The organism is Actinoplanes rectilineatus, from assembly GCF_000962825.1.
GTDB lineage: Bacteria > Actinomycetota > Actinomycetes > Mycobacteriales > Micromonosporaceae > Actinoplanes > Actinoplanes rectilineatus.
In genome coordinates this window covers 1-13,625 of the sequence record NZ_JZKF01000001.1, presented here as the reverse complement: position 1 = coordinate 13,625, position 13,625 = coordinate 1, and the positions used below count along the sequence as shown (strand labels likewise).

At 70.4% G+C, this 13,625-nt stretch carries 12 protein-coding genes; 3 read left to right on the top strand and 9 right to left on the bottom strand.

Annotation, left to right across the window (positions count from 1 at the left end; translation table 11 throughout):
• Positions 1 to 84 precede the first annotated feature (84 nt).
• Positions 85 to 1,485, top strand: a complete 1,401-nt coding sequence (locus tag WH85_RS00060; protein ID WP_045739521.1) for a glycosyltransferase family 39 protein — start codon at positions 85 to 87, stop codon at positions 1,483 to 1,485.
• Positions 1,486 to 1,600: 115 nt separating this feature from the next.
• Entirely contained in the window at positions 1,601 to 3,475 is a 1,875-nt protein-coding gene (locus WH85_RS00055; RefSeq protein ID WP_045739520.1) for an APC family permease, read from the top strand.
• 2 nt (positions 3,476 to 3,477) lie between these two features.
• On the opposite strand, the gene WH85_RS00050 is transcribed toward WH85_RS00055, so the two are convergent.
• Genes WH85_RS00050 through WH85_RS00010 form a run of 9 tightly spaced genes read right to left on the bottom strand, consistent with a single transcriptional unit; the run spans position 3,478 to position 11,983 of the window.
• Entirely contained in the window at positions 3,478 to 4,299 is an 822-nt protein-coding gene (locus WH85_RS00050; protein ID WP_045739519.1) for an SDR family oxidoreductase, read from the bottom strand.
• A gap of 54 nt (positions 4,300 to 4,353) precedes the next feature.
• A complete protein-coding gene (locus WH85_RS46530; RefSeq protein WP_157410647.1) occupies positions 4,354 to 5,328 on the bottom strand; it encodes a calcium-binding protein in 975 nt (324 codons plus the stop codon).
• A 59-nt stretch (positions 5,329 to 5,387) separates the two neighbouring features.
• Positions 5,388 to 6,746 carry an LLM class flavin-dependent oxidoreductase gene (locus WH85_RS00040; RefSeq protein WP_045739518.1) on the bottom strand — a complete coding sequence of 453 codons (1,359 nt, stop codon included), beginning with the start codon at positions 6,744 to 6,746 and terminating at the stop codon, positions 5,388 to 5,390.
• Positions 6,743 to 7,321 (bottom strand): nucleoside/nucleotide kinase family protein, encoded by a 579-nt coding sequence (locus tag WH85_RS00035; protein WP_052720015.1) that lies wholly within the window; start codon positions 7,319 to 7,321, stop codon positions 6,743 to 6,745. Before WH85_RS00035 ends, WH85_RS00040 begins: the two co-directional genes overlap by 4 nt.
• Positions 7,318 to 8,559 carry a TIGR03618 family F420-dependent PPOX class oxidoreductase gene (locus WH85_RS00030; protein WP_211275240.1) on the bottom strand — a complete coding sequence of 414 codons (1,242 nt, stop codon included), beginning with the start codon at positions 8,557 to 8,559 and terminating at the stop codon, positions 7,318 to 7,320. The genes WH85_RS00035 and WH85_RS00030 overlap by 4 nt, the downstream gene beginning before the upstream one ends.
• Entirely contained in the window at positions 8,556 to 9,479 is a 924-nt protein-coding gene (locus WH85_RS00025) for an ABC transporter substrate-binding protein (protein WP_045739517.1), read from the bottom strand. The genes WH85_RS00030 and WH85_RS00025 overlap by 4 nt, the downstream gene beginning before the upstream one ends.
• Positions 9,476 to 10,225, bottom strand: a complete 750-nt coding sequence (locus tag WH85_RS00020; protein ID WP_045739516.1) for an ABC transporter ATP-binding protein — start codon at positions 10,223 to 10,225, stop codon at positions 9,476 to 9,478. Before WH85_RS00020 ends, WH85_RS00025 begins: the two co-directional genes overlap by 4 nt.
• The gene (locus WH85_RS00015) at positions 10,218 to 10,967 is read right to left on the bottom strand and encodes an ABC transporter permease (RefSeq protein ID WP_045739515.1); all 750 of its coding nucleotides are present in this window, start codon (positions 10,965 to 10,967) and stop codon (positions 10,218 to 10,220) included. Before WH85_RS00015 ends, WH85_RS00020 begins: the two co-directional genes overlap by 8 nt.
• The gene (locus tag WH85_RS00010; RefSeq protein ID WP_045739514.1) at positions 10,964 to 11,983 is read right to left on the bottom strand and encodes an ABC transporter substrate-binding protein; all 1,020 of its coding nucleotides are present in this window, start codon (positions 11,981 to 11,983) and stop codon (positions 10,964 to 10,966) included. The genes WH85_RS00015 and WH85_RS00010 overlap by 4 nt, the downstream gene beginning before the upstream one ends.
• A gap of 482 nt (positions 11,984 to 12,465) precedes the next feature.
• Between WH85_RS00010 and WH85_RS00005 the strand changes: the two genes are divergently transcribed.
• A complete protein-coding gene (locus tag WH85_RS00005) occupies positions 12,466 to 13,434 on the top strand; it encodes a glycosyltransferase family 2 protein (RefSeq protein WP_052720014.1) in 969 nt (322 codons plus the stop codon).
• Positions 13,435 to 13,625: the final 191 nt, after the last annotated feature.

Genomic DNA, 13,625 nt, shown 5'->3' with positions numbered 1-13,625 from the left:
TGAACCGGCTTCCACCGCCGCCGATCGGTGACTAATCTCGGCGGGCTCCACCATCCATGATCACCGGAGACCGTCATCAAAGATGTGACCACCCGTGCACTGACCTGGGTGCTTCCTGCGATCACCGCTGCCGGGCTCGGTATGTGGCGGCTGACCGGAGCGTCGCTCTGGGCCGACGAACTGGCCACCTGGGGCGCCGTGCGCCTGTCCTGGGATCAGCTGCGCCAGCTGACCGGGTCGGTGGATGTCATCCTGCTGCCCTACTACGGGGCGCTTCACGCGTACACGAAAATCGCCGGAACCGGCACGACTGCCTTGCGCCTCCCGTCGGTGATCGCGGTGACCCTGACCGCCCTGGCTGTGGTGGCACTGGGCCGGCGCGCCGGTGGTGATCGTGCCGGGCTGGCCGCCGGGATGCTGTTCGCGCTGCTCCCGGTGGTGTCCCGCTATGCGCAGGAGGCCCGCCCCTACGCCCTGGTGATCCTGTTCGCCGCACTGGCGCTCCTCGCCCTGGTACGGCTGCTGGAAGGCCCGACCGTGACGAGAACGGCGCTCTACACGGCGGCGGTGGCCGGTGCCGGGCTGGCCCATCCGCTGGGCGGGATGCTGATGGTGGCGGGGCACGCGGTGGCCGTGCCGCTGGTGCTGCGGCCGTGGAAGGTGCGCACAGCGCTGCTGTGCATGCTGGGCGCCGGGATCGGCAGTGTCCCGGCGCTGCTGCTGGCGGTGCGCGGGCAGGCGCAGAGCGCGCAGATCTCGTGGATCACCCTGGTGGACTGGAACACGGTGCAGGGGTTGCCGCAGAACATGTTCGTGTCGGCGGCGTGCGGTGGCATCCTGCTGGCTCTGGCGGTGCTCGGTGTGCGGCGCCCGACGACGGCCCTGGCCGCGGCGGCGTTCGTGCCCCCGGTCCTGCTGCTGGTGGTGGGCGTCCTGACGCCGATCTTCGTGCCCCGGTACGCCCTGGTGGCGCTGCCCGCGCTCGCCGCCCTGGCCGGAGCCGCCGCGGTCCGGGCCGGACGGCCGCAGGCGGTGGCGGTGCTCGCGCTGACCGCGGTGCTGGCCTACCCGGTGCACACCGAACTGCGCGAGTCCGACGGGCACGGACAGGACTCGGCCCGCATCGCCGCGGTGATCGGCCCCCGCTGGCAGCCCGGTGACGTGGTGGTCTTCCCCGACCGGCGCTACAGCATCCCGTGGGCGATGCGCGACATCTACGAGCGGTACCTGCCCGCGCCCCGGCCGCCGGACGTGCTGCGGGTCCGGGGCCAGCGGGAGGACGGCACGCTGCTCGCCGAGGAGTGCCCGGAGGCGTCCTGCCTGGGCACCCCGAACCGGATCTGGGTGGTCGGTGTGAGTCCCGCGGCGGATCTGCTGACCGACATGACCCCGGCGAAGCGGAAGCGGATCGAGGCCGGGTACCGGGTGGAGCAGCGCTGGGGATTCAAGCTGCTGGCCATCGCGCTACTGGAGAGGCGCCCGTGATTTTGACGTTTTGTTAACGCCTCGCGGACCGCCCGCCGCCCGGGACCGATGTCAGGATCGGAAAACGAGCGGCGGGAATCGACCGGCCGGATCCATCCTGCCGGGAGGCCACCCCATGACCGTCACCATGCGCGACTGGCTGCTCGAAACCGGCTCCACCGAGGAGAAACCCGACAAGGGGCATCCGTGGTGGAAGGTGATGTGCCTGACCGGCGTCGACTACTTCTCCACCCTGGGCTACCAGCCCGGCATCGCGGCGCTGGCCGCCGGTGTCCTCTCCCCGCTCGCCACCTTCGTCCTGGTGCTGGTCACCCTGCTCGGCGCGCTTCCGGTGTACCGGCGGGTGGCCGCGGACAGCCCGCACGGCGAGGGCTCGATCGCGATGCTGGTCCGGCTGCTCTCCTTCTGGAAGGGCAAACTGTTCGTCCTCGTGCTGCTCGGGTTCGCGGCCACCGACTTCATCATCACCATCACCCTGTCGGCGGCCGACGCCACGGCGCACATCGACGAGAACCCGTTCTGGCCGGAGTCGCTGCACGGCTACGAGGTCCTGATCACGCTACTGCTGATCGCCCTGCTCGGGGCGGTCTTCCTCAAGGGATTCACCGAAGCGATCGGGATCGCGGTCGGCCTGGTCGCCGTCTACCTCGGACTGAACGTGGTGGTGGTCGGCACCGCGCTGTGGCAGGTCGTCACCCACCCGCACGCGGTCACCGACTGGACGACCACGCTGACCACCTCGCACGGCAGCCCGCTCGCCATGGTCGGCATCGCCCTGCTGGTCTTCCCCAAACTGGCGCTGGGCCTGTCCGGCTTCGAGACCGGCGTCGCCGTCATGCCGCACATCAAGGGCGACCTGCAGGCCCGGATCCGTGGCGGCAAACGCCTGCTGACCACGGCCGCGGTCATCATGAGCGTCTTCCTGATCACCAGCAGCATCGCCACCACCGTGCTGATCCCGGCCGAGCAGTTCCAGCCCGGCGGCGAGGCGAACGGGCGGGCCCTGGCCTTCCTGGCACACCGATACCTCGGTGACGTGTTCGGCAGCATCTACGACCTGTCCACCATCGCGATCCTCTGGTTCGCCGGCGCCTCCGCCATGGCCGGGCTGCTCAACCTGGTGCCCCGCTACCTGCCCAAGTTCGGCATGGCCCCGGACTGGGCGCGGGCCGTCCGCCCGCTGGTGCTGGTCTTCACCCTCACCGCGTTCGTGATCACCTGGATCTTCGACGCCGACGTGGACGCGCAGGGCGGCGCGTACGCCACCGGCGTGCTCGTGCTGATCACCTCGGCGGCCACGGCCGTGACGCTCTCCGCGCACCGCCGCGGGCAGCGGGCCCGGACCGGGGCGTTCGGGGTGATCACCGTGGTCTTCGCGTACACCACCGTCGCCAACGTGGTGGAACGCCCGGACGGCGTGAAGATCGCCGCCTGCTTCATCGCCGGGATCCTCGTCGTCTCGCTGCTGTCCCGGATCTTCCGCTCCTTCGAGCTGCGGGTCACCACCATCGACGCCGACGAGACCGCCGCCGGTTTCCTGCGCGACCTGGGCGACCGGCAGATCCGGCTGATCGCCAACGAACCGGACCGCCGCGACGCCCGCGAGTACTCCGAGAAGATCACCCAGATCATCACCGACAACGACATGGCCGACCAGCGCGACATCATCTTCGTCGAGGTGACCGTGCGCGACGCGTCCGACTTCGAGACCGAGCTGCACCTGCACGGCGAGGTGCTGCACGACCGGTACCGGGTGCTCAGCGTGGAGGGGTCGTCGGTGCCGAGCGCGCTGGCCGCTCTGCTGCTCTGGATCCGCGACACCACCCACCGGCGGCCGCACGTCTACTTCGAGTGGACCGAGGGCAAGCCGGTCGCCAACTTCGTCCGGTACCTGATCTTCGGCCAGGGTGAGGTGGCGCCGGTGACCCGCGAGATGATCCGCCGGGCCGAACCGGAACGCGACCGGCGCCCCCACGTCCACGTCGGCTGAGCTCAGCCCCGCAGCAGCTTCACCATGCCGGTGGCCGGGTGCCCGGTCAGGTCGGCGACGTGGGTGGTCACCCCGGCCAGTTCGCCGGCGGCGATGGCGGTGTAGGTGGAGACCCAGGCGTCCAGCTGCCACCTCGGTGCGTTGTAGGAGGCCCTCGAGGCGTACGCCTCAGCGACCGTCTCGTCGTGATACTTGACGCCGAGCAGGTCGGCGATGTCGTCGAAACTCACCGCCTCCGGGCCGGTCAGCTCGTAGGTGCGCCCGGCGTGCGCGCCCGGGTCGCGCAGCACCGCCACCGCGGCGTCGGCGATGTCGTCCTGGGCCACCGCGGCCACCTCCCCGTCGCCGGCCGGCCCGCGGATCACCCCGTCCTCGCCCACCAGTCCCGGGAGGAAGTCGGCGTAGAGGTTGTCGCGGAGGAATGTCGCTTCCATTCCTACGTTGCGGATGTGTTCCTCGGTGGCGTAGTGGTCGCGGGCCAGAGTGAACGTGGCCTCCGGCGAGGCGCCGTAGAACGAGATGTAGACGAGGTGCCTCACCCCGGCCTCGGCTGCCGCGTCCACGAACGTCCGGTGCTGTGCCACCCGGTCCGGGGTCTCCGAGGCCGACACCATCAGCACCGTCCCGACACCGTCCAGCGCCTGCCGCACCGCGTCACCGTCACCGAAGGCCGCGATCCTCGCCTCCGCACCGGCCAGCTGCGGCGCCCGCGCCGCGTCCCGCACCAGCAACCTCTGGGGTACGCCCAGCGCAGCCAGTCGCGTGGCAACCCGCCCGCCCAGCCGTCCCGTACTCCCGGTCACCGCGATCGTCTGCTCACTCATGACTCAATCCTGCCCCTCCCCGGGCGTGCGGGAGGGGCAGAGACCGCGATCGGATCAGCGTTCGCAGTCCGTCCGGCGGTCGGTGTCCTCGCCGTAGCACCAGTCGCCGGCACTGCCGTTCGGGCCGCCGTCGAGGAGGTCCAACGCTGACGGCGCGGACCAACCGTTCAGGAAGTCGTCACCGGCCTCGCCGTAGATCTGGTCCACGCCGTCGCCGCCGGTCAGTTTGTCGTCACCCTCGCCGCCGCGGATGACGTCATCACCGAAGTAGCCGTTGATGTCATTGGCTGCCGCGTTGCCGGTCAGGCGGTCGGCGCCCCGGCCACCGAAGATGTTCTCGACGTCGGTGCGGACCGTGTCGTGTTCGCCGGCGGCGCCGTCATCGCGGCCGGCACCGTCCAGGTCGACGGTGATCGGCTTCGTGTACCCGCTGTAGGACGCCGTGTCGGAGCCCGTGCCGCCGGAGAGCACGTCGGCGTAGAGTTTTCCGGTACCCGAGTCGCCGCTCAGGAAGTCGTCGCCGGCCTCGCCGTACAACGTGTCCTGGCCGGCCTCGCCGTTCAGGCCGTCGCCGCCGCCGCGGCCGTACAGGATGTCGTCGCCGGAGCCACCGTAGAGCCCGTCGCCGAGCGGGCCACCGATGATCGTGTCCGGGCCGCTGCCGCCTTCCGCGTGCATGTCGGAGCCGGTCTTGTTGGTGATGCGGTCCTTACGGTCGTACGTGTAGACCAGCACGGTCGTCGGTTTGTGCTTGAGCTTGCACGTAACCTTGGTCTTGTCGCCCTTGACCGCCTTGCAACCCTTGCCCGCCTTGATGGCGACGACGTCGTCGACGATCGTCGTCAGGCCCTTGGTGCTCAGCACCACCTTGTTCTGCACGCCCTTGGCCGCCTTGTAGACCACCCGGGTGCCCCACATCGTCGACACGACGCCCTTGGCGGCGGCCTCGGCCGGGGTGGCGAGCAACCCGGCCGACACCGTCGCCAGCACGGTCAGACCCACCCCGGCTTTCCAGGATGTACGTAACAACGTCACTCCCCCGTTCCATCGTCGTTCACGCGCGCACGGTAGCGGGGGTGCGCAACCGGTCAGCGGAAGCGGTACGCCGCCGCGGGGTGGTCGTCGTGGACGCGGGTGACGCCGGGGCCGTAGAAGGTCTCGCGCAGGGACGCGCCCTCGTACTCGGTCCGCACCAGACCCCGGCGCTGCAACTCCGGGACGGCCAGGTCGACGAAGTCGCGGAAGGTGACCGGCGGGACGGGGTCGGCGATGTTGAAGCCGTCCACGCCGGACTCCTGCTGCCAGCGTTCCAGTTCGTCGGCGACCGTCGACGGGCTGCCGACGATCACCGGGCCGCCGCCGCCCACACCGACGAACTCGGCGATCGCGCGCGGGGTCCACGTGCGGTTCGGGTCGAGGGTGGTGAACAGTTCGACCATGCCGCGGATGCCGTCGGTCTCCACGTATTCCAGGGGTTTGTCCAGGTCCAGCGCGGACAGGTCGATGTGCATCAGGGCGCTCCAGCGGGCCAGCGCGCCTTCGATGCTCGCGTACCGCTGGTAGTCGGCGAGTTTGGCCCGCGCCTCGGCGTCGGTCTCGGCGACGATGACGGTGGCGATGGCGAACGTCTTCACCGACTGCGGGTTCCGTCCGGCGGACGCCGCGGCGGCGTGGACGCCGTCGACCAGGGTCTTGGCCATCGTCGGCAGGTAGGCGGAGAGGAACACGCCCTCGGCGTGCCGTCCGGCGAACGCCTGACCGACCCGCGAGGTCCCGGCCTGGTAGAGCACCGGCGTGCGCAGGATGCCCGGTTCGGACAGGGCGATGCCCGGCACCTGGTAGTACTTCCCCCGGTGCTCGATCGGCCGCACCCGGGACGGGTCCACGAACAGGTCACCGGAGGCGACCACGGCGTCGTCGGCCCAGCTGCCCTCCCACAGCTTGTAGACGACGTCCATGAACTCCTCGGCTTTCGCGTACCGCTCGTCGTGCGGCAGCTGCCGGTCCAGTCCGAGGTTGCGGGCCGCGCTGTCCAGCGCCGACGTGACGATGTTCCAGCCGATCCGGCCGTTCGTCAGGTGGTCGAGGGTGGTCATCTTGCGGGCGAACGCGTAGGGCAGCTCGTACGTCGACGACACGGTCACCGCGAACCCGAGGTGTTCGGTCGCGGCGGCCATCGCGCTGATCGGCAGCAGCGGGTCGTCGGTGGGGGTCTGGATGCCGTCGCGCAGTGCCGCGTCCACACTGCCCTGGTAGACGTCGAGGGGGCCGAGGGCGTCGGCGACGAACAGCGCGTCGAACCGGCCGCGTTCCAGGATCTGCGCGGTCTCCACCCAGTAGGACAGGTCCCGGTACCGGTGGGCCTGACTGTCCGGGTGCCGCCACAGGCCGATCGCGGTGTGCCCGACGGTGGACTGTCGCAGCCCGTTCAGACGGATGGTGCTCATGGTTGATTCCCCGGTTCCCGGTTCTCGATGATCAGTGTGGCGTTCTCGCGGACCTGCTCGGCCGCGTAGAACGCGTCCTCGTGCCGCGCCCACCGTTCCCAGTGCGGCTGATAGGTCGCTCCGTCCCGGGCCAGGGCGCGTCGCCTGCGCATCGCGGTGGGGCTCTCCACCCAGACAACCCCGCAGGTGTACGCCCGGAGCACCCGTGCACCGGCTCCCACGCCTTCGACGACCAGCCAGTCGGCGTCCGGTACCGGATGGTCCTCGGCGTAGTGCCCGGCCGCCCAGTCCCAGCGTCGCCACACCGCCGGGCGGCCGTCCCGCAGCGGGGCGAGGACCCGGTCGTGCAGTTCGCTGACGCCGCGGTCCAGGCCGTCCCATCCGGCGTACAGGTCGTCCATGTGGATCAGGGGCGCGTCCAGTCGTGCGGCGACGGCCCCGGCAAGGGTCGTCTTGCCCGACCCGGACCGTCCTTCGACGGCGAGCACCCGGCGCGGGCCGGCCGACGGCTGGCGGTCCGCGGACCAGGTCAGCACCCGGTCGACGGCGTCCGCGAGCCAGACGTCGGCGCTCACGAGCGGAACAGCACCCGGGTGGGGGTGATCCGCAGGACCACCCGGTCGGCCTCCTCGGCGGGGTCGGTCACCACGTGGTCGGCGCCGGTGTAGCGCCGGGCCAGCTCGTCGACCAGCGCGTGCGCGTCCTCGCCGGTGACCTGGGCGGTGCCGCGGATCTCGGCGTAGCGCACCGGGGACCGCCGGTCGTAGACCAGCACGGTGACCCGGGGGTCCCGCGCGATGTTGCGGACCTTGCGGCGCCCGCCCTTGGTGGCCATCACCACCTCCTCGCCGTCGCGCCCGGCCCACATCACCGACGACTGGATCGTCCCGTCGGGGTCCGTGGTGGACAGCACCGCGAACTCGGGCCGGTCGAGCAGTTCCCGGACCTCGGCGGGCAGCGTGAGTTCCAGCGGGAGCGACGCGTCGGCCGACCACTCTTCCAGCGAGCCGTCGTAGAGGGCGACGTCCTCGCGGCCGAGCGACCGCAGGGCCAGGCCGAGCAGGGTCGCCGAGATGCCGCCACCGCAGTAGAGCCAGATCGGTGCCGGGTCGTCGAGGAGGTCCCCGAGCACGGCCCGCAACTCCGGTTCGGGCCGGAACCGCCCGGCACTGTCGAGCAGGGTCCGCGCGGGCAGGTTGCCGGTGCCCGGGATGTGCCCACGACGGGAATACCTCGTCGGGACCTCCCCTGCGTAGGAGGCCGGGTCCAGCGCGCACAGCACGGTGGCCTGGTGCTCGCCGGCCGTCCACGCCTCCAGGTCCGCCCGGCCGATCCACCGCCCGTCCCGTGGCTCGATGGTCAGAGGGCCGGTGACGGCGGCGGATTCCGCCCCGGACACGACCGGATGTCCCTCGGCCTGCCAGGCGGCGAGGCCGCCGTCCAGGACGTGGGCCTCGATGCCCAACCAGTCAAGCAGCCACCAGAGCCGGGACGCCCAGATGCCGCCGGCCCGGTCGTAGACCACCACCGGAACGCCGTCCCGGACCCCGAGTTCCACCAGCGCGGCGGCCAGCGTCTCCGGGGACGGGTGGGCGAAGTGGAACGCCGCCGACGGGTCGCTCAGGGCGACCAGCAGGTCGGCGTGCCGGGAGCCGGGGATGTGCGCCCGCTCCCAGCCGGGACGGCCGGACGCCGACGTGTGGTCGCCGTCGTACGCCGGTTTCGCCAGCTCGACCGTCGCGTCGAGGATCGTGACGGGACCGTGCTCACGGCGTACCCCCAAGGCTGCGGGACCGAGGAACGACGTTGTCATCGCGGCAGCGCCCCGACCCCGGCGGTGTCCGCGGCGATCGCCTGCCGCCAGTCGAAGTCCGCCGGCAGGATGCCGTTGCCGGCGAGCCACGACGTGTACGGCGTCATCAGTTCCTCGCGGATCGAGCCCCAGGTGTCGCCGTGCCACCAGGTCGGCGCGATCAGTTCGAGGGAGCGGGCGAGGATGCCGCGCGGGAAGTACGGGATCACCCGGTCCATGACCTCGAGTGTGCCCGCCGGATCGTCGGTGGCGGACCGGTATCCGCGCGCGGTGACCTCGAGGAAGGTGCGCAGCAGACCGGGGTCGGTGAGCGCGGGGCCGGTGCCGAGCAGATAGCTGTGGTACGGCGGTGCGCCGATCTCGTCGACCGGCCAGACGATCCGCTGCTCGCCGGGGAGCTGGGCGAAGAGCGCGTCCCACGCCCAGTAGCCGCCGAAGGTCGCGTCGACCACACCGTCGGCGATGTCGTCGACGCTCAGTTCGCGGTATCCGCTGTCGACGAGTTCGACCGCGTCCGGGTCGCCGCCGTCCGCCGCGACCAGGTGCCGGACCATCGCGACGCCACGTGGGGTGGGGTTCAGGGCGAGGCGCTTGCCGGCCAGGTCACGCGGGCGTTCGATGCCGCGGCCGACGACGCTCTGGATGGTCTCCATGCCCCGGTGGTTGATCGAGGCGACGCCGGTGACCGGCTGGCCGGCGGCGCTGCGCACCAGGAGCCGGTTGGTCGGGAAGACGCCGAGGTGCACCTCGCCGCGGACCAGGTGTTCCAGGGTGTCGCCGCGCAGCGAGTCGAAGACGGTGAGTTCGACGTCCAGTCCGGCTTCGCGGTACCAGCCCTGGCGGCTGGCGACGTAGAGGCCGGCCGCGTTGGTCCACGGGTGGAAGTACTCGAGCATCACGCGCACGTGGGTGAGGGTCATCGGGGGCTACCTGTCAGGAGATCGGTGAGGCGGCGGCGGAGTTTGACGAACTCGGGGTCGTCGACCACCTCGTCGCGGCGGGGACGGCCGAACGGCACGGTGATCCGTTCCAGGACGGTGGCCGGGCGGCGGGTGAAGACGTAGACGGTGTCGGAGAGCAGCAGCGCCTCTTCGATGTTGTGCGTGACGAAGAGGATGGCCCGCCGGTCGGCCTCCCAGATGTCGAGCAGCCAGCGGTGCATCTCGGTGCGGGTCATCGCGTCCAGTGCGCTGAACGGCTCGTCCAGGCAGAGCAGTTCCTGCTCGGCGAGCAGCGCCCGGAGGAACGCGACACGCTGCTGCATGCCGCCGGAGAGCTGATGGGGGTACGCCGTGGCGAAGTCCTCCAGGCCGACCCGCGCCAGCCACTCGCGCGCCTGGGCCCGGTCTACCTTCTTCCGGCTGATCTCCCGGGCCAGGACCACGTTGTCCTGGATGGTGCGCCACGGCATCAGGGCGGGCTGCTGCGGCATGTAGCCGATCCGCCCACGCCGGCCGACCGACGGCTCCCCGTTGATGGCGATCTGTCCGGCGGACGGGGTGAGCAGGCCGCCGATCAGGTGGAACAGGGTGCTCTTGCCGCTGCCGGAGGGCCCGACGACGGAGACGAACTCGCCCTTGCCGACGGTCAGGTCGATTCCCTCGAGGACCTGGAGGTCACCGAAGCTGTGGTCCAGCGCCTGGACGGTCAAGGCATGCTCAGGCACGGCGGCGCCCCTTCACGGTCAGTCTCTCCAGGAGCACGACGAGGCCGAAGACGACGAGGGCGAGCGCCACCACGATCGCGATGGCGACGAACATCCGGTCGGCGCGGAACGCCGACTTCTGGATGATCATGTAGCGGCCGATGCCCTCCTCGCTGCCCAGCCACTCCGAGATGATCGCGCCGAAGACGCTGTAGGTGGCGGCGATCTTCAGGCCGGAGAACATCGTGGGCAGCGCGTGCGGCCACTGCAGTTTGGTGAACAGCTGCCGCCGGTTCGCGCCGCTCATCAGCATGTAGTCGGCGATCAGGGCGTCGCTGCGGCTCAGCCCGTCCAGGGTGGCGACCGCGATCGGGAAGAAGCAGACCAGCACGATCACCACGAGTTTCGGGGCGATGCCGAAGCCGAGCCAGATCACCAGCAGCGGAGCGAGCGCGATGATCGGCACGTTCTGGCTGATCACCAACAGCGGGTAGACGGCCGAGCGCACCACCGGCAGCAGGTGCAGGACGACCGCGACTAGCAGGCCGGTGGCGACCCCGAGGCCGAAGCCGTAGAGCATCAGTTCGGCGGTGGCCAGGGTGTGCGTGGTGAGCGCCGCGCGCTGCTCGACCGCGGCCTGCCAGATGCCGGCCGGGCTGGGCAGCAGCCAGGCGTCGATGCCGGAGAGCGTGGTGTAGAGCTGCCACCCGGCGATCAGCGCGATGACGGTGATCGCCGGGGGCAGCGCCGTCCTCACCTTCATGCGGACGGCAGGAACTCGTTGGTGAACGCCTTGGTGCCGTCGACCTGGGTGGTCAGCACCTTCTGCTGGTAGAGCCAGTCGGCGAACCCGGTCCAGATCTCGCTCTTCTGCTCGCCCCAGCGCGCGGCGTCGTCCTGGTAACGGGGGCTGAGCCACTCCTGGCTCTTCTTCACCAGGTCGGCGTCCAGGTCGGGGGCGGCCTCGAGCAGGATGTCCGCCGACTCACCGGCGTTCTTCGCGGCGTACGTGTACCCCTCGGAGACCGCCGCGGTGAAGTTCTTGACCAGGTCGGCGTCGCCGGAGACGCGCTTCTCGTTGGTGATCAGGATCGGGGTGTAGAAGTCGAGCGCCGGGTCGTAGTCCTTGACGTACTGGATGTTCACCGGCTCACCGCGCAGTTCGGCCTCGATGCCGGTCCAGCCGTAGAAGATCCACTCGAAGTCGATGCCCTTCTTGGTGGCCGCGAAGAAGTCCGCGTCGCCGACGTTCACGCTCTTGACCGTGGACGGGTCGCCGCCGTCGGCCTGCACGACCGCCTTGAGCAGCGGATCCTCGATCGGGCCGCCCCAGCCGCCGTACGTCTTGCCGGCGTACTGGGCGGGGCGGGTCAGGTTGCGGTCCTTCGGCGAGGCGAAGCCGGAGGTGTTGTGCTGGATGACCGCGGCGATCGAGACCAGCGGCGCGCCCTCGGCACGGGCCGTGGTGAGCGCCTCCTGGGCGCTGATCGCAAACGGGATCTTGTCGGCGGCGACCAGGGCGGCCGGGTCGGCGTCACCGGGCTGGACGATCTCCACCTCCAGGCCGTGCGCGGCGAAGAAGCCCTTCTCCTGCGCGACGTAGAGCCCGGTGTGGTTGGTGTTCGGCGTCCAGTCCAGGGCGATCTGGACCTTGGTCAGGGCTTCGCCCCTCGCGCCGGTGGCCGGTTCGTCACCGTTGCCGCAGGCGGCCGTGGCGAGGGCGACGGAGGCGGCGGCAAGGGTGGCGAGGGCGCGGCGCCGGGTGATCGCGTTATGCATGGGGACTTCCATTGCGGTCGAAGAAGATCTTGAGTGATCCGCAACGTACGTGTCCCGCGGAGAGGGCCACCAGAGTTAAGTGACCGGCATTACATACCTTTCCCACATGTCAGACTTAGTTCATAGGAATACTCGTGCTCCCCTCAGATTTCCGGGAGACCTGCCGATCTGGTGTGAACTGCGAGAACGGCGCTGAAGCGACGCATCGGGACGTCCGGGACGCCCTGCCAGTCACGTGCGTCACAAACTCCGGGCTTATAACGAAAACTCGAGCCGCCGTTATCGAAACCACAGGTTGGCCACAGGAACCTAGGCGAGAGTCCGTGATCACCGGCCCTGCGCAGTGTCGGCCCTGCCCCGCCGGATCCCCCGCTCGTTGATCGCCATCGTCACGTTCATGTAATTCCCCGGTCTTCAACCCGGGGAAAGCTGAACGCGCCGCCCGCCCTCGCCTTACATGAAAAGCCCAGGAGTATCCGGCTTTGGAACCTGATAACAGCAGCGCTGTCAGCATCGTCATCCCGACCCACAGCGAGAAGCGGTGGGCCTCGCTCAGCCGCACCATCGCATCCGCCCTGAACCAGACGCTGCCCGCCGACGAGGTGGTCGTCGTCGTCGACCACAACCCCTCGATGGCCGCCCGGGTCAAGCAGGAGTTCACCGGCGTGACGGTGCTGGAGAACGCGTACGCGCGCGGCGCCTCGGGCAACCGCAACACCGGCGCCTTCCACACCCGGACCCCGTTCATCGCGTTCCTCGACGACGACACCGTGGCCAGCCCGGCATGGCTGGCCGAGCAGGTCGTGCCGTTCGAGGACCCGGCCGTGGTCGGCACCGGCGGCGGGATCATCCCGGCGTGGGAGGGCCCGCGCCCGACCTGGTGGCCGGACGAGCTGCTCTGGGCGGTCGGCGTCTCGTACACCGGCATGCCGACCAGCACCTCGCCGATCCGCAACGTCTGGTCCGCCAACATGATCGTGCGCCGGGACGCGTTCCTGGCGGTCGGCGGGTTCCGCACCGGATTCGGCAAGCTGGGCGACCAGAACCGCCCCGAGGACACCGAGCTGTGCCTGCGGATGAGCGCGGTCAACAACGGCCACTGGGTGTACGTCCCGCACGCCACCATCGACCACGAGGTCCCGGCGGCACGCTCGACGTTCGGCTTCCTGATCAAGCGGTGCTACGCCGAGGGCCGGGGCAAGGTGCAGATGGCCGCCTTCATGCCGAAGGACCAGGAGCTGGGCACCGAGAAGGACTACCTGCGGCGCACCCTACCCCGCGCGGTGGCCCGCAACCTCGGCCAGGCCGGCACCGGCCAGGGCATGGTGCACGCCGCCCGCGCCGGCGCCGTGGTGGCCGCCGTCTTCGCCGCCGCCTTCGGCGGCGGCGTGGAGACCGTCGCCGGCATCTTCGAGAGCAACACCGCCGCCTCTCCGGATACCGCCGCCTGACGCTTTTCATGGAGAAGGGCCCGGCAGCGCTGCTGCCGGGCCCTTCTGCTCCATGCAGGGATCGCGTGGTAAAGCTGGACACGTTTCGTGGTCAGGGTGCGAAGCCCGTCCGCGTGGTGATTTCGGGCGCGCTGGACGCCCGAAGTCACCACACCCGTGGCGGTGTGGTGAATACGGGCGCGCTGGACGCC

Coding starts and splice junctions, on each gene's coding strand:
- WH85_RS00025 (WP_045739517.1), bottom strand. CDS start 9,479: ATGACCCTCACCCACGTGCGCGTGATGCTCGAGTACTTCCACCCGTGG.
- WH85_RS00010 (WP_045739514.1), bottom strand. CDS start 11,983: ATGCATAACGCGATCACCCGGCGCCGCGCCCTCGCCACCCTTGCCGCC.
- WH85_RS00040 (WP_045739518.1), bottom strand. CDS start 6,746: ATGAGCACCATCCGTCTGAACGGGCTGCGACAGTCCACCGTCGGGCAC.
- WH85_RS00015 (WP_045739515.1), bottom strand. CDS start 10,967: ATGAAGGTGAGGACGGCGCTGCCCCCGGCGATCACCGTCATCGCGCTG.
- WH85_RS00050 (WP_045739519.1), bottom strand. CDS start 4,299: ATGAGTGAGCAGACGATCGCGGTGACCGGGAGTACGGGACGGCTGGGC.
- WH85_RS00055 (WP_045739520.1), top strand. CDS start 1,601: ATGACCGTCACCATGCGCGACTGGCTGCTCGAAACCGGCTCCACCGAG.
- WH85_RS00030 (WP_211275240.1), bottom strand. CDS start 8,559: ATGACAACGTCGTTCCTCGGTCCCGCAGCCTTGGGGGTACGCCGTGAG.